Source organism: Allobrachymonas chironomi DSM 19884 (genome assembly GCF_000374625.1).
GTDB classification, from domain to species: Bacteria; Pseudomonadota; Gammaproteobacteria; order Burkholderiales; family Burkholderiaceae_C; genus Brachymonas; species Brachymonas chironomi.
On sequence record NZ_KB894767.1, the window covers coordinates 135,236 to 154,056 of the forward strand.

The window sequence follows — 18,821 nt, forward strand, 5'->3', positions numbered from 1 at the left end:
GGCCACATGTCCGAGATGACCGATATCCGCCCCTACATGATCCGCGCCTGGCACGAATGGTGTACCGACAACGGCCTGACACCTTACCTGCTGGTCAAGGTCAACCATACGGTGGCCGTGCCACGCGAGTTCGTGCAGAACGGCGAGATCGTGCTGAATGTGGATATGGATGCCACCGGAGGCCTGAGCCTGGGCAACGACCTGATTCGCTTCAAGGCCCGTTTTTCCGGCAAGGTGCGTGACATCATCGTACCGGTAGACCGGGTGCAGGCGATTTATGCGCGTGAAAACGGCCAGGGCATGGGCTTCGAGGTAATTGACGCAGACGATGCGCAGACGGATGCACAGGATGCTGCCGAGGTGGATGCGGATGCTGCCGCCGACACGGCTCCTGTTGCAGGCCTGCAAGTGGTCGAAAAGACTGCTGCAGACGCACCAACCAAGGTGGGCGACAAGCAGCCTGCCGGCAAGTCGGGCAGCACGCTGCGCATTGTCAAATAAGTGTGACCTGCATGCGTAAGCATGTGTTTTCCGTGGCTATAATGCAAGCTTCGCCGGCTTAGCTCAGTTGGTAGAGCACCCGCCTTGTAAGCGGTAGGTCGTCAGTTCGAATCCGACAGCCGGCACCAGGCAAAAGGACTATTTTCTAAAAGAAAATGGTCCTTTTTTCATATCTGCTTCCAGGGTTGGCAGGTGCTGCGTCAAGTTTCTGTTTAGCGCCTGCAGGCCAGCGCCCCGCAGGTAGAATAGCGCCATGTCTTATCTGGTCCTCGCCCGCAAATATCGTCCGCGCAGCTTCCTCGAAATGGTGGGGCAGGAGCACGTGGTGCAGGCGCTGACCAATGCCCTGAACACGCAGCGCCTGCACCATGCCTACATGTTCACCGGTACGCGTGGTGTTGGCAAGACCACGGTATCGCGCATTCTGGCCAAGTCACTGAACTGTACCGGGCCGGACGGCCATGGTCAGGTCACGGCCGAGCCTTGTGGTGTGTGCCAGGCCTGTACCGAGATCGATGCCGGCCGCTTTGTCGATTACATCGAGCTCGATGCCGCCTCCAACCGTGGCGTGGACGAGGTGCAGGGTCTGCTGGAACAGGCCGTCTACAAGCCGGTGCAAGGCCGCTTCAAGGTCTTCATGATCGACGAAGTGCACATGCTGACCAATACCGCCTTCAACGCCATGCTGAAGACGCTGGAAGAGCCCCCCGAATATCTCAAGTTCGTGCTGGCCACGACCGATCCGCAGAAGGTGCCGGTGACGGTGCTGAGCCGCTGTCTGCAGTTCAATTTGCGCCCGATGGTGCCGGAAACCGTGTTTGCCCACCTGGAGCATGTGCTGGGTTCGGAGGGCATTGCGGCCGAGCCGGGGGCGTTGCATCTGCTGGCGCGCGCGGCGCGCGGCTCCATGCGCGATGCGCTGTCGCTCACGGATCAGGCGATTGCCTTCAGCGGCGGCCAGGGTGGTGACGGTGGTCTGCGCACCGAATCGATCCGCCAGATGCTGGGCAGTGTCGATGCCGGCTATGTGCATCGCATGGTCGAGGCGCTGGCGCTGGCGCAGCCGGCACAGCTACTGGAGCTGGTCAAGGCGCTGCAGACGCATGGCCTGTCGGCGGCGAATGCCCTGGAGGACATGACCCAGATCCTGCAACGCATGGCGGTCTACCAGATGGTGCCTGATGCGGCCGGGCAGCCGCATCCGGACGAAGAGGAAATCCGCCGTCTGGCAGCGCTGATGCCGGTGGACGAAACGCAGCTGCTCTACAGCATTTGTCTGCAGGGTGGCCAGGAGCTGGGTCTGGCTCCTGATGAATATGCGGCCCTGGTGATGGTGTTGCTGCGCCTGCTGGCCTTCAAGCCTGCGGTAGCCAGCGCAGAAAAAAAAACACTGAAGGCGCCTGAACAGGCTGCGGCTCCGGCTGCTGCGCCAGCCGGGGTGGCACCTGCAACGGTGGCTCCTGCGGAACAGCAAGCGCAGATGACCACCGGCGTGGAGCAGGCCGGGCCCGGCGATCAACCTGTCGCGCAGGCTGTGCCGACCGGGACAGCACGCGTTGCTGCGCCCGAAAAGACGGTTGTTGCCGTGCCGCCAGAGCCTGTGGCAGTGCCTGATGCTGAGGCGGTGGTGGCGGACATGCAACCAGCCGGAGAGCCGCAGGCCGGCATCCCTCCGTGGGAAGATATTCCTCCAGCAGTTCCTGGGGCCGAAATCGCAGTGGCGCCGGTACAGGAAGCTGCCACGGTGCCGGTGGAACCCGCACCGGAGCAGGCTGCCGATGCCGCACCGGCTGCATCGTCCATAGCGCCCCCCGCGGCAGAAGCGCTGGTGCGGCTGCCCGTGGTCAGCATGACAGCGCCGCGTGCAGAGCCGGCCGCGCCGGCTGACAGCAGGATCAGCGAGGCGCGCCGTTTGCTGCCGACCGAATACGGCGATCTCTGGAGCCAGCTCGCCGGACAGATCGTGCAGCAGGGCCTGGTGACAGCCTTCACGCGCGAATTGCTGCTGCAGTCGCAGCTGCTGGAGCAGACGCAGAACGACGGTGGACAGGCGCTCTGGACGCTGCGTGTCGAGTCCGAAACCCTGCAGCATGAGCCCAGCCGCAAACGGTTGGAGCAGGCACTGGCCGATATCGGCTATCCGGTGCTGCTGCAGGTGTCGCTCGGCCGGGTGGTGGACAGTCCGGCCATGCGCACGTCGCAGGCACGCGAAGAGCAGCGCCTGCATGCCGAGCAGCTGTTTGGCAGCCATCCCTTCGTGCAACAGATGGTGCAGCAGCTGGATGCCCAGATTGTGCCCGGCAGCGTGCAGCTGCTGGAATCCGTGGTGCCGGATCCTGAGGGTCCGGCTGCCTGAATCCCTGAATCCATGAAGCGGCCCTGAGCAGGGCTGCCTTGACAAGCAAAGGAAAGAACCATGTTCAACAAAGGACAACTCGCCGGCCTGATGAAGCAGGCGCAAGCCATGCAGGACAACCTGAAGAAGGCGCAGGACGAACTGGCCAACGTCGAAGTGACGGCCGAATCCGGGGCCGGTCTGGTCAAGGTCACCATGACCTGCAAGCATGATGTCAAGCGTGTCGAAATCGATCCGAGCCTGCTCGAAGACGACAAGGAGATGCTGGAAGACCTGGTGGCTGCGGCCTTCAACGCCGCGGTCCGCAAGGCCGAGGAAGTCAGCTCCGAAAAGATGTCCAAACTGATGCCCGCCGGCATGCCGGGTCTGCCGGGCGGCATGAAGTTCCCGTTCTGATGGCATCGTGAGCCAGGCCCACGCGCTGGATGCGCTGATCGAGGCCCTGCGGTGTCTGCCCGGGGTCGGGGTGCGCTCGGCTTCGCGCATGGCTTTTCATCTGCTGCAGCATGACCGTGCCGCGGCCGAACAGCTGGCGCAAGCGCTGCAGCATGCCTGCCAGAGCGTGCGTCATTGCCGTCTGTGCAATACCTTCACCGAGCAGGACATCTGCAGTACCTGCCAGGATCCGACACGCGATTCCGGTCTGCTGTGCGTGGTCGAAACGCCGGCGGACCAGTCGGCGCTGGAACGCACCCAGGCCTATCGCGGCCTGTACTTCGTGCTGATGGGCAAGCTCAGCCCGCTGGATGGCATCGGACCGAAGGATATCGGTCTGTCCCGATTGTTGCGGCGGGTGGAGGAGGGGCAGGTCAGGGAGGTGATTCTGGCCACCAATTTCACTGCCGAAGGCGAAGCCACCGCCCATGTGCTGTCCGAACTGCTGAAGACACGCGGCGTGCAGGTGACCCGACTGTCCCGCGGGGTTCCGGTGGGCAGTGAGCTGGAGTATGTCGATCTGGGTACCATTGCCTATGCGCTGAGTGACCGGCGCTGATACTGACAAGGACGACCCATGGCTGGACTGAGCCCCGATACCCCGCATCCCACCGGCATTACCGTACACACCCAATCGCGACAGCTGGAAATCGGCTTTGCCGATGGCAAGACCTTTCTGCTGCCGTTCGAGCTGTTGCGCGTGTATTCTCCTTCTGCCGAGGTCAAGGGCCATGGCGAGGGTCAGGAAGTGCTGCAGACCGGCAAGCGCCTGGTCGACATCGTGGATCTGACACCGGTCGGGCATTACGCGATCCAGCCACGCTTCAGTGATGGCCATGACAGTGGCATCTATTCCTGGGATTACCTCTACAAGCTCGGCAACGAACAGCAGTCGCTGTGGCAGGCCTACGAGCAGCGGCTGGAGCAGGCCGGTGCCTCGCGTGATCCCTTGCCGCACGAGCAGGTGGTGGCCAGCTCCGGCCAGGGGGGTGGCTGCGGATCGGGCGGTTGTGGCAGCAAGCACTGATCGGCACGGCTAGAATGGGGGTTCCGCTCCCCGTGAGCCCTATTTGCAGTAGCCAGCCATGAGCCAGACCCATTTCGGATTCCAGACCGTCGACGAACAAGACAAGGCCAAGCGTGTGCGCGGGGTGTTCGACTCCGTCGCGTCCAAGTACGACATCATGAACGACCTGATGTCGGGCGGAATGCATCGCGCCTGGAAAGCCTATACCGTGATGGTGGCCAACCTGAAGGAGGGCGATCGCGCACTCGATATCGCGGGCGGTACCGGTGACCTGTCGCTGGCATTCGCCAAAAAGGTCGGCAAGACCGGTCATGTGGTGCATACCGATATCAACTATGCCATGCTCAGCACGGGCCGTGAGCGCCTGCTGAACAAGGGACTGGTGTTGCCGACCGTGGTCTGCGATGCCGAGAAGCTGCCGTTTCCCGACGGTCACTTCGATCTGGTCAGCGTGGCGTTCGGCCTGCGCAACATGACGCACAAGGACGCGGCGCTCAAGGAAATGAACCGCGTGCTCAAGCCGGGCGGCAAGCTGCTGGTGCTGGAGTTTTCGCGCGTGGCCAAGCCGCTGGAAAAGGTCTATGACTGGTACAGCTTCAATGTGCTGCCGCGCATGGGCAGCATGGTGGCGGGCGATGCCGAAAGCTATCGCTATCTGGCGGAATCGATTCGCATGCACCCGGGTCAGGAAGAACTCAAGGCCCTGATGAAGCAGGCCGGTTTTGGTCATGTGGACTACCACAACATGACGGCCGGTGTGGTGGCGCTGCATGTGGGCATCAAGTGCTGATGCAATCCATAGACCACAATTCACATTGATATCGCTTGCAAATGGGGTCCTGGGACCCCATTTGCTTCATAATCAAGCGAATCATTTTCATTATCAGGAGATCCCTTATGCGACGACTTCCGACCATCCTGCTGGCACTGACGCTGGCCCTGACCAGCGTACACGCCGAAGCCAAGCGCATGGGCGGTGGCAAGTCCATGGGTCGCCAGTCTTCCAATGTCACGCAGCAGCAGTCCACCACGCCTCCGGGTGGTGCAGCCCAGGGTACGGCCACGCAGGCACAGCAGCAGCCTGGCCGCCAGGCCAACCAGACGGCTCCGGCAGCCAACGCGGCTCCCAAGCGTCCGTGGGCCGGCATGCTGGGTGGCCTGGCTGCAGGTCTGGGCCTGGCCTGGCTGGCGAATGCACTGGGCTTTGGCGAAGGCCTGGCCAATGTGATGCTGATCCTGCTGGTGGTCATGGCTGGCGTGTTCCTGTGGCGCATGTTCCGCCGCAATACGGCATCGGCACGTCCGAATCGGCCGGATCTGGCCTACCAGGGGGCTGCCGAAGCGCCGCGCAGCTACAACCCCAAGAACGTGGGTAATGACGCTTCCGCCCGCCCGTGGGAGCAGCAGACCAGCAACTTCCAGGCCAGCCAGCCGGCCGCCAGTGGCAGCATGATTGGCTCGGCCCTGTCCGGTTCGCAGAACTGGGGCGTGCCGGCAGGTTTTGACATCGACGGCTTCCTGACGGCAGCCAAGCGCAACTTCACCACGCTGCAGGACGCCTGGGATCGTGCCGATGCCAGCAGCCTGCGTGCCATGATGACCGACGAGATGCTGGCCGAGGTGCGCCAGCAACTGGCCGAGCGCGAGGCAGCGGGCAAGACCAGCAAGACGGTGGTCGAGAAGCTGGACGCCCAGCTGCTGGGGATCGAGGAAACCGCTGATGACTACCTGGCCAGCGTCGAATTCTCCGGCATGGTGAACGAGGACGACTCCGGTCTGAGCCCGTTCCGCGAAGTCTGGAACATGAGCAAGTCCAAGTCCGGCCAGAGCGGCTGGCTGGTGGCGGGTATCCAGTCCATGCAGTAAGAGCCAGTCCGGCCGTGGCGCCCGGCCACGGTTTGTGACACGGCAGTGTCGCCCGGGGCGGCAGCTGTCATCAAAATCAGGGAGAATGGGGGACTATGGAAACACCACAGTCCCCCTTTTCTATTCTTGGCCGTCTGGCCGACTCCGCGTCCGGCCTGCTGGACAAATTCTCCCTGCCTGCAGGTCTGGTGCAGGAGCTGCAACGCCGTGTCGTGCTGCTGCTCAATCATGTCGTGATGCAGGAGCCCGAGGCGCAGCAGCGTCTGGTGCGCCAGAAGGGCCGTGTCGTGCTGGCGCAGTGGCGCCAGTTCGACATGCGGCTGCAGATCACGCCGGCCGGCCTGTTCGATCTGGCCGATGCTGCCGGCACGCCGGATCTGCTCATCACCATTGACCAGACTTCGCCGCTGGATCTGGCGAAAACGGCGATCCAGGGAGACAAGCCGGCCGTGCGCATCGAGGGTGATGTGCAGCTGGCTGCCGAAATCAACTGGATGGCCGATCACCTGCGCTGGGATATCGAGGAAGACCTGGCGCGCCTGGTAGGCGATGTACCGGCGCATACGCTGGCACGCGTGGGCCGTGGCGTGGCCGATGCGGCGCGCAGCGTGATCGGCAAGGTGGTACCGGGGGCGGACGCTGCCGGTACGCCGAAGCAGGGCGGCGGGCAATGAAATTTGCACGTGGCCTGTACATCATCTGGGTCTTTTTCCGCTACGGGCTGGATGAACTGCTGCTGAGTTCCGTGCCGCACCGGGGCTTGCGCATGGTGTCGCGCGTGCTCACGGTGGGACGCAAGCTGGATGAACCGCGTGGTGTGCGGCTGCGCATGGCGCTGCAGACCCTGGGCCCGATCTTCGTCAAGTTCGGCCAGGTGCTGTCTACCCGACGTGACTTGCTGCCGCCGGATATTGCCAATGAGCTGGCGCTACTGCAGGACCAGGTCGAACCGTTTCCGGCCGAACAGTCGGTAGCCATCATCGAGCGCTCGCTGCGCAAGCCGGTCAATGTGTTGTTCACGGCGTTTGAACGTGAGCCGGTAGCCAGCGCCTCGATTGCCCAGGTGCACTTTGGCCGCATGCGGGACCGCCACGGGGTGGAGCGCGATGTGGCGGTGAAGGTGCTGCGACCGGGCATGCGTCAGGTGATCGGCAAGGATCTGGACCTGATGCGCATGATGGCTGGCTGGGTCGAGCGCCTGAACGAGGATGGCCGCCGCCTGAAGCCGCGTGAGGTCGTGGCCGAATTCGACAAGTATCTGCACGACGAGCTGGACCTGGTACGCGAGGCGGCCAACGCGGCGCAGCTGCGACGCAACATGGAAGGCCTGGATCTGGTGCTGATTCCGGAGATGTACTGGGAGTGCATCACCCAGGACGTGCTGGTGATGGAGCGCATGCGCGGCATCCCGGTGAGCCAGACGGAGCGCCTGCGCGAACTGGGCGTGGATATTCCGCAACTGGCGCGTGATGGCGTCAACATCTTCTTCACCCAGGTGTTCCGCGACGGTTTTTTCCATGCCGACATGCACCCGGGCAACCTGCTGGTCAGTGTCGAGCCGGGCAGCTTCGGCCGCTTTATCCTGCTGGATTTCGGTATCGTCGGTACGCTGACCGAGTACGACAAGGAGTACCTGGCGCAGAATTTCACGGCCTTCTTCCGCCGTGACTACAAGCGTGTGGCCGAACTGCACGTGGAAAGCGGCTGGGCTCCGGCCACAACCCGTATCGACGAGCTCGAGGCCGCCATCCGGAGCGTGTGCGAACCGTATTTCGACCGTCCGCTGAGCGAGATTTCGCTGGGCATGGTGCTGATGCGCCTGTTCCAGACCTCGCGCCGCTTCCAGGTGGAAATCCAGCCGCAACTGACGCTGCTGCAGAAGACTCTGCTGAATGTGGAGGGTCTGGGCCGTGACATGGATCCGGATCTGGACCTGTGGAGTACCGCCAAGCCCTTCCTGGAAAAGTGGATGATGGACCAGATGGGGCCGAAGCGCTTTATCGAGGAGCTCAAGCGCGAGGCGCCTTCGTATGCGCGCATGCTGCCCGAGCTGCCGGTGCTACTGCACCGCTTTCTGCGTGAGCAGGGCAAGCCGGCACAGCAGCAGGCCCTGCAGCTGCAGCAGAAAGAGCTGCTGGCCCTGCTGAAGGAGCAGCGCCAGACCAACCGTCTGTTGCAGGCGGTGCTGTACGGCGCTGTCGGCTTCGCACTGGGCTTGCTGTCGATGCAGCTGCTGTCGCACTTCGGCATGTTCCTGAGGCTGTAAGCAGCTGCGGCAATTGTCGCAAATATGCTGCATTCGGTGGCCGGAATAGGCTACTGTCCAAGGCCCGGACGGGTTTCTGCCTGTCCGGGCCTTGCTTTGCCCGGATAATGCGCTCCATGGAAATCAGGCTTGATGTCTGAGGGATAACTCTATGCTGCTTTTTCTTGTCTTCCTGTACCTGACGGTGACTATCGGCATCGGCCTGTACGCTGCCCGCCGCGTGAAGAATACGGCGGACTTTGCCGTGGCCGGCCGCCATCTGCCGTTGACCATGATCATCACGCTGACCTTTGCCACCTGGTTTGGTTCCGAGCTGGTACTGGGCATTCCGGCCAAGTTCATGCAGGACGGCATGGGCGGCATCGTGGAAGACCCGTTTGGCGCAGGCATGTGCCTGATTCTGGTTGGCGTGTTCTTTGCGGCCCGGCTGTACAAGATGGACCTGCTGACCATCAGCGACTACTACAAGGTGCGTTACGGCACGTTCGTCGAAGTGTTCTGTTCGATCCTGATCATGATCAGCTACCTGGGCTGGGTGTCTGCGCAGGTGGTGGCGCTGGGCCTGGTGTTCAACCTGCTGTCGAATGACCTGATTTCCGTGCCCTGGGGCATGGCACTGGGTATGGTGTCCATCCTGGCCTATACGCTGATCGGCGGCATGTGGTCGGTTGCCGTGACCGACTTCGTGCAGATGATCGTGCTGATCGTCGGTCTGCTGATCCTGGCCTACTTTGCCAGCGATATGGCCGGTGGCGCCGACAAGGTGATCGAACTGGCATCGAGCAAGGACCTGTTCAAGTTCTGGCCGGAGCCGACCTATGGCGAAATCATGGCCTTTGTTGCGGCGGCGATCACCATGATGCTGGGCTCGATTCCGCAGCAGGACGTGTTCCAGCGCGTGATGTCGGCGCGTGACATGCGCGCTGCCACCGTTGGCCCGGTGATCGGCGGCAGCATGTATATCCTGTTTGCCTTTGTGCCAATTTTCCTGGTGGCCACGGCACTGATCGTGATGCCGGAGCAGGCCGCCGCGCTGATTGCCGATGACCCGCAGAAAGTGCTGCCGACGCTGGTGATGGAGAAGATGCCTTTCATCATGCAGGTGATCTTCTTTGGTGCGTTGCTGTCGGCGATCAAGTCCTGCGCCTCGGCCACCTTGCTGGCCCCGACCACGACCTTTGTGGAAAACATCCTGCGCCACTTCGTGCAGATGGATGACCGCACCACGCTGAAGGCGATGCGCCTGTCCGTGCTGGGCTTTTCCGGCATCGTGCTGGCCTATGCGATTGCGATGGAAGGCACCTCGATCTACGAGATGGTGTCCGGAGCCTACCAGGTGCCGCTGGTGGGGGCCTTCATTCCGCTGACTTTCGGCCTGTACTGGAAGCGTGCGACCAGCCAGGGGGGCATTTTTGCCTGTGTGCTGGGTGTGTCTGTCTGGCTGCTGTTCATGTTCATGCCCGGCTGGGACGCCGCTTTCCCGCAGCAGCTGGCCGGTGTGCTGGCCTCGCTGACCGGCATGCTGGCCGGTTCGCTGCTGCCGCAGTGGATACCCAATATGCAGGGCCATGTGCCGCACTTTGAAGGCACGCCGCCGCAGGAAGGTCGCCTGATTGCCTGAGCATTCTGCTGCGCTGCGGGGACAGTGCGGCAGTTTTCGCCCCAGACTTTATAATCGGGGATGGCTTGCCTGCGCTTGCAGGTTTCGCGTTTTTCCGTATTGATTATTCCATGCCGATTTATGCCTATGGCTGCCAAGCGTGCGGCCACACCTTCGATGTGCTCCAGAAAATCAGCGATGCGCCGCTGACCACCTGTCCCCAGTGTTCCGCCGAGGCCCTGCAGAAGCAGGTGACCGCCGCCGGCTTCCAGCTCAAGGGATCCGGCTGGTACGTGACCGATTTCCGCGGCGGTGCCAGTGGCAGTGCCGGCTCCAAGCCGGCTGAGACCAGCCCGGCTCCGGCAGCATCCGGCAGCACTTCCTCCACTTCTACCGACTGAGCGCCTGACGGCGCCTGGTCTCCAAGACACAAACCAAGCATGTGCCCGTTGCAACGGGCCAGAAAGACTGAAAAATGGCAATGCGTTCGATGTACTGCGGTCAGGTGACCGAAGCCCAGATGGGCGAAACCGTGACCCTGTGTGGCTGGGTCAACCGCCGTCGCGACCACGGTGGCGTGATCTTCATCGACCTGCGTGACCGCGAGGGTTATGTGCAGGTGGTGTGCGATCCGGATCGTCCCGAGATGTTCCAGGTTGCCGAAGACATCCGCAACGAGTTCTGCGTGCAGATCAAGGGCCTGGTGCGCGCGCGCCCCGAGGGCACGACCAATGACAACATCGCCTCCGGCAAGATCGAGGTGCTGTGCCACGAGCTGAACGTGCTGAATGCATCGGTGACACCGCCGTTCCAGCTGGACGACGACAACCTGTCCGAGACGACGCGCCTGACGCATCGCGTGCTGGACCTGCGTCGCCCCTACATGCAGCGCAACCTGATGCTGCGCTACAAGGTGGCCATGGAGGTGCGCAAGTTCCTGGATGCCAACGGTTTCATCGACATCGAGACGCCGATGCTGACCAAGAGCACGCCCGAAGGTGCGCGTGACTACCTGGTGCCGAGCCGTGTGCATGATGGCCACTTCTTTGCGCTGCCGCAGTCGCCGCAGCTGTTCAAGCAGCTGCTGATGGTGGCCGGCTACGATCGCTACTACCAGATCACCAAGTGCTTCCGCGACGAAGACCTGCGCGCCGACCGTCAGCCTGAATTCACGCAGATCGACATCGAGACTTCCTTCCTGGGCGAAGACGAGATCCGTGCGCTGTTCCAGGAAATGATCAAGACCGTGTTCCGTAACACCATGGATGTGGATCTGGGCGAATTCCCGGTGATGCAGTTCTCCGAGGCGATGCACCGTTTCGGCTCCGACAAGCCGGACCTGCGTGTCAAGCTCGAATTTACCGAGCTGACCGACGTGATGGCCGATGTGGACTTCAAGGTGTTCAGCACGCCTGCCACCATGGCCGGAGGCCGCGTGGTGGCCCTGTGCGTACCGGATGGTGGCAAGATGAGCCGCGGCGACATCGATGGCTACACCGAGTTCGTCAAGATCTACGGTGCCAAGGGTCTGGCCTGGATCAAGGTCAACGAGAAGGCCAAGGGTCGCGAAGGCCTGCAGAGCCCGATCGTGAAGAATCTGCACGATGCCGCGCTGCAGTCGATTCTGGAGCGTACCGGTGCCAAGGATGGCGACCTGATTTTCTTCGGTGCCGACAAGGCCAAGGTGGTCAACGATGCGATCGGCGCGCTGCGCCTGAAAATTGGCCACAGCGAATTCGGCAAGACCAACGGCCTGTTCGAGGATCGCTGGGCTCCGCTGTGGGTGGTGGACTTCCCGATGTTCGAATACGACGAGGACGAAGACCGCTGGAACGCCATGCACCACCCCTTCACCTCGCCCAAGGACGGCCACGAGGATTACATGGACAGCGATCCGTCCAAGTGCGTGGCCAAGGCCTATGACATGGTACTGAACGGCTGGGAGCTGGGTGGCGGCTCCGTGCGTATCCACCGTGCCGACGTGCAGAGCAAGGTGTTCAGCGCGCTCAAGATCGGTCCGGAAGAGGCGCAACTCAAGTTCGGCTTCCTGCTGGATGCGCTGCAGTACGGTGCGCCGCCGCACGGTGGCCTGGCTTTCGGTCTGGACCGCCTGATCACGCTGATGACGCGTGCCGAGTCGATCCGTGACGTGATCGCCTTCCCGAAGACGCAGCGCGCCCAGTGTCTGCTGACGCAGGCCCCGAGCACGGTGGACGAGAAGCAGCTGCGCGAGCTGCACATCCGCCTGCGCAACCCGGTCGCCAGCGAAGCGCGCCAGGGCTGATCCGGCTCGTCCATGACGCCGCCGATTCCAACCGACCTGCCACGCGAGCAAGTGCTGCGCGTGGCCACCTACAACATCCACAAGGGTGTGCAGGGCATGGGTCCGATGAGCCGGCTGGAAATCCACAACCTGCAGCAGGCGATTCGCCAGCTCGATGCCGATGTGGTCTGTCTGCAGGAGGTGCGCAAGCTGAATCGCCAGTGGGAGCGCAAGTTCAACGACTGGCCGCGCCAGAGCCAGGCCGACTTTCTGGCCGATACGCATTACCAGGCGGTGTACGTCACCAATGCCACCACCAAGCACGGCGAGCATGGCAATGCGCTGCTGACACGCGGCGAGGTGGCGCGTCACCAGCATGAGGATATGTCGGATCACCGCTTCGAGCAGCGCGGGCTGCTGCACAGCGAAATCACGATGCGGGGCCAGCGTATCCATGTGATCGTGGTGCATCTGGGCCTGATTGCCGCCAGCCGTGTGCGTCAGATCCAGCAGCTGATCCAGTTCGTACTGCGCGAAATTCCGGAAGAGGAGCCGCTGGTGATTGCCGGCGACTTCAACGACTGGGGCAAGCGCCTCACCCGTTTCATGGACCAGGCCGGCCTGTTGTGCGAACACGGGCTGCCGGCCTACCGCACTTATCCGTCCACGCTGCCGCTGACGCAGCTGGATTTCATCTATTACCGCGGCCTGCAGATGCTGCGCCAGTTCGTGCCGCAGAAGACCACACTCGAATCCAGTACCGGCATCCGTTCCTGGGCGCGTCTTTCCGACCATTTGCCTTTGGTCGCCGATTTCGTTCTCGAATAAACGCCTGTCTGTCAGGACTTGCCACAAGTCCGCTCAGGCGGGGCAGGGTGATGGTATCCTGTGCTTTTGCCATTCTGTTGCGATAACCCCGAATCCATGACTACTCCCCAGCCTCCCCAAGACGAAGGGACACCGGTATCGGTGAAGATCCGCGAGCGCCTGCTGGCCGCCCGCAAGCGTTTCCATGCCAACGACAACATTGCCGACTATCTGCAGCCGGGCGAGCTGGAGTTGCTGCTGGACGAGGTCGAGCAGAAGATGCAGGGCGTGCTCGACAGCATGGTGATCGATACCACCAACGATCACAACACCGACAACACGGCACGCCGGGTTGCCAAGATGTACCTGAAGGAAGTCTTTGCCGGGCGCTACGTCAAGCCGCCGGTGCTGACCGAGTTTCCGAATGCAGAGCACCTCAACGAGCTGATGATTGTCGGCCCCATTACCGTGCGCAGCGCCTGCTCGCACCATCTGGTGCCGGTGATCGGCAAGCTGTGGATCGGCGTCATGCCGAACGAGCACACCAACGTGATCGGCCTGTCCAAGTATGCGCGCCTGGCCGAGTGGGTGATGAGCCGTCCGCAGATCCAGGAAGAGGCGGTGATCCAGCTGGCCGACCTGATCCAGAAAAAAACCCATCCCGATGGCCTGGCGCTGGTGATGCAGGCCAGCCATTACTGCATGGCCTGGCGCGGCGTGAAGGACATGGACAGCAAGATGCTGAACTCGGTGATGCGCGGCGTGTTCCTGAAGGACCCCAACCTGCGTCGCGAATTCCTGTCGCTGATTCCGTTCAAGGACTGATGTTTCCCGATTTTCCAGGAGAGAGACCATGCTGGTCAGATTGTTGTATGTAAGCCGCGCCACCGAGTTCACCACCGAGAGTCTGGAGGCGATCCTGCAGCGTGCGCGCCGCCACAACGCCGAGCACGGCATTACTGGTATCCTGTGCTACAGCAACAACATCTTCATGCAGCTGCTGGAAGGCAGTCGCGAAGAGGTCAATTGCCTGTACAGCGAAATCCAGCGCGACAGCCACCATACCAATGTGCAGCTATTGCATTACGATGAAATCACCGAGCGCGAGTACCCGGGCTGGACCATGGGCCTGGTGGATATCGATCAGCTCAACACCTCCATCATCCTGAAGTACTCCGAAGGGCCGGATTTCAACCCGTACGCCAATTCCGGCTGGATGTCGCTGGCGATGCTGGAAGAGCTGGCTGCCACGGCCCAGGTGGTGGGGCGCGGCTGAAGGCCTTGCCTGCCTGGCCTGCTGCATCTGCCGCATGAAAAAAGCGCCGTACCCGCAAGGGACGGCGCTTTGTCATGGCTGGCGTCTGGGCGTGGTCAGTTCGACTTGCCGTTGCGCAGCAGGCTGTCGGTCACCATGCCCCACAGGGAGGACAGGCGCAGGCGACGGATTTCGCGGTTGACGCTGCTGCGGGCCAGCAGGCGAGTGCGGTTCCAGCACCACGGGCGCAGTACCACGACAGCAGCACCCACGGCTGCGGCCAGCGCCAGTACCTGCAGCGGCTTGCGTTTGGCATAGCGCGTCAGCAGCGGCGTACCGATCGTCAGGGCCATCCGGGCCGGGTGACGTGCCCACCAGGCGCGCAACAGCTGCTGGCCGGCCGACAGCGCGGCCGTGGCTACCGGCCCCAGATCACGTTCCTGCAGCGAAAAACCGCTGCCCGAGGTTGCCTGGCGTGCCTTGCGGGCGCTGGCAGGATGATCGTCCTGCCGTGGCACTGCGGGCATGGCGGCAACTGCTTGCGGCGGGCGTGGCGCGATCGGCTCAGGGGGCGGGGCGGGAGCGGGTTCCGGCTCAGGGGGTTGACCGGTGCTGGCGGTTTCCGGCAGGGTGACGGCAGGCTGGGGCAGCGAGGCATTCCAGGCCTTTTCCAGCTCCAGCAGGCGCTGCAGATCGGGATCGTCCTCAATCGATACCGGCTGGTTCAGGCTGCGGCGCAGCTTGTAGCGCGACAGCGCCAGGCGCAGCTGGGGCGGCAGGGTATCGATGAACTGGAGTTGTGGCGGTGCTTTATCGGTCACGACGATCTCCTGCAGCTTGCAGCAATTCGATATCGGCGCTGAACTGGCGCTTGACTTCGGCCACTTCCAGTTGCACCACGGGTTTGCGCGTCATGGACCAGCCGATCAGTGCCAACAGCAGGAACAGGCAGGGCACGACAGCCAGGATCCAGTGGAAACTGCCTTGCAGCAGCCCCAGCATGAGGGCGATGCTACCCAGGATCAGGAACAGCAACAGGCCGGCGGCCAGTAGAACCCATCCGATCAGGACATGGACCAGATTGGATGCGGCACCACGGGTTTCCTGCTTGAACAGGTCCAGGTAGTTGTGCAGGTGATCGATGATCAGTTCCGGACGCTTGATCATCACCTTGAGCAGAGGGTGAAGCATAGTGGCAGCGGGTAAGGGTTCCGGAGGTGCGAAAAGGCCGAGACCGCTTTCGCAAGAAAAAAGACCGCAGTAGCAACGTACAGGATAGAAGTTCCTGCACGGCAGGCTGCGGTCTGTGCTGGCCGGGACTGCCGGAGGTGTCAGCCCATCAGCGGACGGGCTTGCTCTTCACGGCAGTCTGCAAGCCGGATCAGCGGTCGCGGCCACGCAGCATCAGCAGAACGGCAGCCGTCAGGGCACCCACGCCAGCGGCGATGGCCACGGACCTCAGCGGCTGCTCTTCCACGTAGTGGCTGGTGACGTCAGCAGCATGCTGGACCTGGCGCTTGGCGCGATCACGTGTCTCGCCAGCCTTTTCCAGGCCAACGCGGGCGTACTCGTGGGCACGCTGGTTCAGGCTGTCGATAGCTTCACCTGCACGCGAGCGGGCAGCGGTCAGGCGCTCGCTGGCGGAATCCAGCACATTGCTGGCAGTACGCAGGGTCTTGTCAGCAGCTTCCTGGGTGGTGTTTGCAGCGTCGTCGATCAGCTTCTCGGCAGAGTGTTGCAGGTTGTTTTCCATCGAAGTCTCCTTAAGTGAGGGAAATGGGCTTGTCGATATGTATATGGTACCTGTATCCGTGAGTTCAAGCGTAGTCGGGCCGTGACAAGACGTGTAGGACTAGGCCGGGCGATCCTGCGGCAGCCGCGCCGAGATGCGCGAGCCCTGACCCGGAGCGGAGTCGATCTGGATGCTGCCCTGCTGGGTTTCCACGCGGTAACTCATGCCGGCCAGACCGTGCGAACCCGGTGGCAGGTGGTCCGGCTCAAAGCCGATACCGTTGTCTTCCACCAGGATGCGCGCCATTTCCCCCTCGTCTGTCAGCGTGATGCGGACTTCGCTGGCCCTGGCGTATTTGGTGATGTTGGTCAGGGCTTCCTGGATCAGGCGGTAGACCGTCAGCGCCTTGTCCTTGCCCATCGTGACCGGATCGAAATGCGTGACGACTTTCAGGCCGCTCTTGTCAGCGTATTCGCGCGCCTGGATTTCCAGGGCCGGAATCAGGCCCAGATTGCTCAGTGCAGAAGGCGACAGGTCCTCGATGATGCGGCGCTTCAGGGCGATGCCCTGGTTCAGCGTATCGGTCAGGTGCTGGATGCGCCCCGACAGTTCACCACTATCGGGCAGCTGGTTGATGCGCGATTTCAGGCGCGCCACATCGAGCTTGGCGGCGGTCAGCAGGGCGCCCAGTTCGTCGTGCAACTCGCGTGACAGGCGGGCACGCTCGTTCTCGCGTACCTGCTGCAGGTTGGCGGCCAGCTTGCGGAGGCTGGAAGTGCGTTCCTGCACCATGTGATCCAGCTTGTTGCGCTCGTCGGCCAGCTGCTGGCGCGAGCTGGCCTCGAAATCCTGGTGCTTGTTGGTTTCGCGCCAGAGCAGCAGAAACAGGGCAATCACCAGCAGGATGGCGCTGCCCATGGTGATGCGGGTGGTGGTCAGGGCATCCTGCATGCGGTTTTCGAAACGCTGGATGCGCAGGGTGTTGAAGCTGATCAGCTGCATGCCCTGGGCACGGATTTGCGTCATCACGCGTTTCTTGTGCGGGATAGTCGTGATGCGCACCCAGGGCTGGGTGTCACCGGCCAGATACTTGTCGAGTGTGCCCTGCATCAGCGACTTCTTGTCGCGGATCAGCCCGACCAGGTTCTGCATGCCCTTGAGTGTGCTGATGTAGCCGGCATCGGCCCCGGGCTGGGGCGTTTCGGCAATCAGCGACTCGATGCTGGCGAGCTGTTTGTCCACATGGATCATGTAGGCAATGAAGTCGTTGTGGAACTCTTTGTCGCCGGTGAGCATGAAGCTGCGCTGGCTGGATTCGGCATTGGTCACGCCCAGCAGCAGGTTGGTGATGACCAGGTTGCTGCGTTCGGCGTGGGTGGCATCGCGAAACGCGGCCAGGTTGCTGCGATAGGACATCTCGTTCAGTATCAGCATGCCGATACAGGACAGCAACACCAGGACGGTGAGAATTTTTCGCATGCGCGGACTGGGGGTCCAGTTGCCGCTGGAGTCTCGGGTTAACATCGCGTCAGAAGAGGGGAGCAGGTGCTGCCTTCACGCATGGCCATCGCAGCAGCGTATCGGCAGGGAGTTCTTGGATCATGATCAAGGTAGGTATCGTAGACGACCACGCGATTGTTCGTGCAGGCTTGCGCCAGTTTTTTTCCGAACAGGTGGATTTGCGCGTCGTGGGTGAGGCTGCCAGTGGCCGTGAAGCCATCGATCTGGTGCGCCAGGAAGAGCTGGATGTGCTGGTGATGGACTTGTCGATGCCGGAGCAGAGTGGCATGGATGCGCTGGGCATGATCCGCGCCAAGGCTCCGGATCTGGGCGTGCTGATCCTCAGCGGCTATCCGGAGGAGCATTACGCGACCAACCTGATTCGTCAGGGCGCCAGCGGCTTCCTGAACAAGGAGTGCGAACCGGACGAAATCGTGACGGCGATTCGCACGATTGCCACCGGCAAGCGCTATATCAGTGCCAGTGTGGCGGATCTGCTGGCACAGCAGCTGGGCAAGTCCGGTGACGGCCTGCCGCACGAGCAGCTGTCCGAGCGCGAGTTCCAGGTGTTCCTGAAGCTGGCCAAGGGCGTGACGGCCAGCGATATCGCCGAGGAATTGTCGCTGAGCGTGAAGACGGTGAGTACCTACCGCACGCGTCTGATGGAAAAGATGAACCTCAATACCAACAGTGATTTGACCTATTACGCGCTGAAAAACCGGCTGATCGACTGAAGGCCGCCGCATGGCGTGGCGCGGCAGCGCCAGTCTGCGGCCACATTCAGGTCGAAATCTCGACAAAGTATTCGATCAGCGCATCGATTTCCTTGGACTTGTCAAAGAAACGGTCCACCCCCAGGTGGTGGCAGCGTTCGCGCACGTCTTCGTTGGCGTAGTTGCTGAACACCACCATTTTCTTGTCGATCGGGCGATCCTTGCAGGCTTCGAGCACGCCAAGACCGCTACCCTCCTTGAGAAACAGGTCGACGATGGCGACATCCCATTCGGGCAGGTGCTGGTGCAGCCAGTCGACGCCTTCCTGTTCGGTTTCGGCCATGCCGACGGTCTCGACAGAGGCCAGCTCTTCGAGGGTATCGACCAGGTTGTCACGAATGACGGGATTGTCTTCGACGATGAAGATTTTGAGTCCCACGGCTATCTCGGGTTGGTACGGCAAACAAGGTTCGGGCATGGTGCTGAGGTATTGGGCTGGA

21 protein-coding genes and 1 tRNA gene are annotated in these 18,821 nt (G+C 62.2%); 17 read left to right on the forward strand and 5 right to left on the reverse strand.

Features of this window, described 5'->3' with window-relative positions; translation table 11 throughout:
* Positions 1-6 precede the first annotated feature (6 nt).
* The 16 genes from C513_RS0105645 (at position 7) to C513_RS0105720 (ending at position 14,397) form a co-directional block, all read left to right on the forward strand.
* The gene (locus tag C513_RS0105645; protein ID WP_018715062.1) at positions 7-501 is read left to right on the forward strand and encodes a ClpXP protease specificity-enhancing factor; all 495 of its coding nucleotides are present in this window, start codon (positions 7-9) and stop codon (positions 499-501) included.
* A gap of 52 nt (positions 502-553) precedes the next feature.
* Positions 554-629: transfer RNA gene (locus C513_RS0105650), tRNA-Thr, on the forward strand.
* 125 nt (positions 630-754) lie between these two features.
* Positions 755-2,857, forward strand: a complete 2,103-nt coding sequence (gene dnaX / locus C513_RS0105655; RefSeq protein ID WP_018715063.1) for a DNA polymerase III subunit gamma/tau — start codon at positions 755-757, stop codon at positions 2,855-2,857.
* Between the two features lie 60 nt (positions 2,858-2,917).
* On the forward strand, positions 2,918-3,253 hold the full coding sequence (locus tag C513_RS0105660; protein ID WP_018715064.1) for a YbaB/EbfC family nucleoid-associated protein: 336 nt from the start codon (positions 2,918-2,920) through the stop codon (positions 3,251-3,253).
* 7 nt (positions 3,254-3,260) lie between these two features.
* The gene (gene recR / locus C513_RS0105665; protein WP_018715065.1) at positions 3,261-3,851 is read left to right on the forward strand and encodes a recombination mediator RecR; all 591 of its coding nucleotides are present in this window, start codon (positions 3,261-3,263) and stop codon (positions 3,849-3,851) included.
* Positions 3,852-3,869: 18 nt separating this feature from the next.
* A complete protein-coding gene (locus C513_RS0105670) occupies positions 3,870-4,319 on the forward strand; it encodes a gamma-butyrobetaine hydroxylase family protein (RefSeq protein ID WP_018715066.1) in 450 nt (149 codons plus the stop codon).
* Positions 4,320-4,377: 58 nt separating this feature from the next.
* Positions 4,378-5,109: a bifunctional demethylmenaquinone methyltransferase/2-methoxy-6-polyprenyl-1,4-benzoquinol methylase UbiE gene (ubiE, locus tag C513_RS0105675; protein ID WP_018715067.1), complete on the forward strand. Its 732-nt coding sequence runs from the start codon at positions 4,378-4,380 to the stop codon at positions 5,107-5,109.
* Positions 5,110-5,216: 107 nt separating this feature from the next.
* Entirely contained in the window at positions 5,217-6,185 is a 969-nt protein-coding gene (locus C513_RS0105680) for a Tim44 domain-containing protein (RefSeq protein WP_018715068.1), read from the forward strand.
* 95 nt (positions 6,186-6,280) lie between these two features.
* Complete coding sequence (locus C513_RS0105685) at positions 6,281-6,859, forward strand: ubiquinone biosynthesis accessory factor UbiJ (RefSeq protein WP_018715069.1); 579 nt, start codon at positions 6,281-6,283, stop codon at positions 6,857-6,859.
* Complete coding sequence (gene ubiB / locus C513_RS0105690; protein ID WP_018715070.1) at positions 6,856-8,451, forward strand: ubiquinone biosynthesis regulatory protein kinase UbiB; 1,596 nt, start codon at positions 6,856-6,858, stop codon at positions 8,449-8,451. The genes C513_RS0105685 and ubiB overlap by 4 nt, the downstream gene beginning before the upstream one ends.
* Positions 8,452-8,602: 151 nt before the next feature.
* A complete protein-coding gene (locus C513_RS0105695; protein ID WP_018715071.1) occupies positions 8,603-10,072 on the forward strand; it encodes a high affinity choline transporter 1 in 1,470 nt (489 codons plus the stop codon).
* Positions 10,073-10,182: 110 nt separating this feature from the next.
* Complete coding sequence (locus C513_RS0105700; RefSeq protein WP_018715072.1) at positions 10,183-10,452, forward strand: FmdB family zinc ribbon protein; 270 nt, start codon at positions 10,183-10,185, stop codon at positions 10,450-10,452.
* A gap of 74 nt (positions 10,453-10,526) precedes the next feature.
* Entirely contained in the window at positions 10,527-12,335 is a 1,809-nt protein-coding gene (aspS, locus tag C513_RS0105705) for an aspartate--tRNA ligase (RefSeq protein ID WP_026320593.1), read from the forward strand.
* Positions 12,336-12,347: 12 nt separating this feature from the next.
* The gene (locus tag C513_RS0105710) at positions 12,348-13,142 is read left to right on the forward strand and encodes an endonuclease/exonuclease/phosphatase family protein (RefSeq protein WP_018715074.1); all 795 of its coding nucleotides are present in this window, start codon (positions 12,348-12,350) and stop codon (positions 13,140-13,142) included.
* A gap of 96 nt (positions 13,143-13,238) precedes the next feature.
* Positions 13,239-13,946 (forward strand): GTP cyclohydrolase I, encoded by a 708-nt coding sequence (folE, locus tag C513_RS0105715; RefSeq protein WP_026320594.1) that lies wholly within the window; start codon positions 13,239-13,241, stop codon positions 13,944-13,946.
* A gap of 28 nt (positions 13,947-13,974) precedes the next feature.
* Positions 13,975-14,397: a BLUF domain-containing protein gene (locus C513_RS0105720; RefSeq protein WP_018715076.1), complete on the forward strand. Its 423-nt coding sequence runs from the start codon at positions 13,975-13,977 to the stop codon at positions 14,395-14,397.
* A gap of 95 nt (positions 14,398-14,492) precedes the next feature.
* Here C513_RS0105720 and C513_RS13660 read toward each other — a convergent pair whose 3' ends face one another.
* From C513_RS13660 to C513_RS0105740, 4 genes are all read right to left on the reverse strand, one after another.
* Complete coding sequence (locus tag C513_RS13660) at positions 14,493-15,197, reverse strand: hypothetical protein (RefSeq protein WP_018715077.1); 705 nt, start codon at positions 15,195-15,197, stop codon at positions 14,493-14,495.
* Positions 15,187-15,567, reverse strand: coding sequence for a hypothetical protein (locus C513_RS12835; protein ID WP_156816051.1), 381 nt, complete (start codon positions 15,565-15,567; stop codon positions 15,187-15,189). The genes C513_RS13660 and C513_RS12835 overlap by 11 nt, the downstream gene beginning before the upstream one ends.
* A gap of 190 nt (positions 15,568-15,757) precedes the next feature.
* Positions 15,758-16,129, reverse strand: coding sequence for an ElaB/YgaM/YqjD family protein (locus C513_RS0105735; protein WP_018715079.1), 372 nt, complete (start codon positions 16,127-16,129; stop codon positions 15,758-15,760).
* A gap of 99 nt (positions 16,130-16,228) precedes the next feature.
* Entirely contained in the window at positions 16,229-17,587 is a 1,359-nt protein-coding gene (locus C513_RS0105740) for a sensor histidine kinase (RefSeq protein WP_018715080.1), read from the reverse strand.
* Between the two features lie 122 nt (positions 17,588-17,709).
* Between C513_RS0105740 and C513_RS0105745 the strand changes: the two genes are divergently transcribed.
* Entirely contained in the window at positions 17,710-18,342 is a 633-nt protein-coding gene (locus C513_RS0105745; RefSeq protein ID WP_018715081.1) for a response regulator, read from the forward strand.
* Between the two features lie 46 nt (positions 18,343-18,388).
* Here the strand turns inward: C513_RS0105745 and C513_RS0105750 are convergent, their stop codons facing one another.
* Complete coding sequence (locus tag C513_RS0105750; RefSeq protein WP_018715082.1) at positions 18,389-18,760, reverse strand: response regulator transcription factor; 372 nt, start codon at positions 18,758-18,760, stop codon at positions 18,389-18,391.
* Between the last annotated feature and the right edge of the window lie 61 nt (positions 18,761-18,821).

Bases quoted from the DNA above. Each gene is read 5' to 3' on its own strand.
- C513_RS0105645 (WP_018715062.1), top strand. From the start codon at position 7: ATGTCCGAGATGACCGATATCCGCCCCTACATGATCCGCGCCTGGCAC.
- dnaX (WP_018715063.1), top strand. From the start codon at position 755: ATGTCTTATCTGGTCCTCGCCCGCAAATATCGTCCGCGCAGCTTCCTC.
- C513_RS0105660 (WP_018715064.1), top strand. From the start codon at position 2,918: ATGTTCAACAAAGGACAACTCGCCGGCCTGATGAAGCAGGCGCAAGCC.
- C513_RS0105670 (WP_018715066.1), top strand. From the start codon at position 3,870: ATGGCTGGACTGAGCCCCGATACCCCGCATCCCACCGGCATTACCGTA.
- ubiE (WP_018715067.1), top strand. From the start codon at position 4,378: ATGAGCCAGACCCATTTCGGATTCCAGACCGTCGACGAACAAGACAAG.
- C513_RS0105680 (WP_018715068.1), top strand. From the start codon at position 5,217: ATGCGACGACTTCCGACCATCCTGCTGGCACTGACGCTGGCCCTGACC.
- C513_RS0105685 (WP_018715069.1), top strand. From the start codon at position 6,281: ATGGAAACACCACAGTCCCCCTTTTCTATTCTTGGCCGTCTGGCCGAC.
- ubiB (WP_018715070.1), top strand. From the start codon at position 6,856: ATGAAATTTGCACGTGGCCTGTACATCATCTGGGTCTTTTTCCGCTAC.
- C513_RS0105695 (WP_018715071.1), top strand. From the start codon at position 8,603: ATGCTGCTTTTTCTTGTCTTCCTGTACCTGACGGTGACTATCGGCATC.
- C513_RS0105700 (WP_018715072.1), top strand. From the start codon at position 10,183: ATGCCGATTTATGCCTATGGCTGCCAAGCGTGCGGCCACACCTTCGAT.
- aspS (WP_026320593.1), top strand. From the start codon at position 10,527: ATGGCAATGCGTTCGATGTACTGCGGTCAGGTGACCGAAGCCCAGATG.
- C513_RS0105710 (WP_018715074.1), top strand. From the start codon at position 12,348: ATGACGCCGCCGATTCCAACCGACCTGCCACGCGAGCAAGTGCTGCGC.
- folE (WP_026320594.1), top strand. From the start codon at position 13,239: ATGACTACTCCCCAGCCTCCCCAAGACGAAGGGACACCGGTATCGGTG.
- C513_RS0105720 (WP_018715076.1), top strand. From the start codon at position 13,975: ATGCTGGTCAGATTGTTGTATGTAAGCCGCGCCACCGAGTTCACCACC.
- C513_RS12835 (WP_156816051.1), bottom strand. From the start codon at position 15,567: ATGCTTCACCCTCTGCTCAAGGTGATGATCAAGCGTCCGGAACTGATC.
- C513_RS0105735 (WP_018715079.1), bottom strand. From the start codon at position 16,129: ATGGAAAACAACCTGCAACACTCTGCCGAGAAGCTGATCGACGACGCT.
- C513_RS0105740 (WP_018715080.1), bottom strand. From the start codon at position 17,587: ATGCGAAAAATTCTCACCGTCCTGGTGTTGCTGTCCTGTATCGGCATG.
- C513_RS0105745 (WP_018715081.1), top strand. From the start codon at position 17,710: ATGATCAAGGTAGGTATCGTAGACGACCACGCGATTGTTCGTGCAGGC.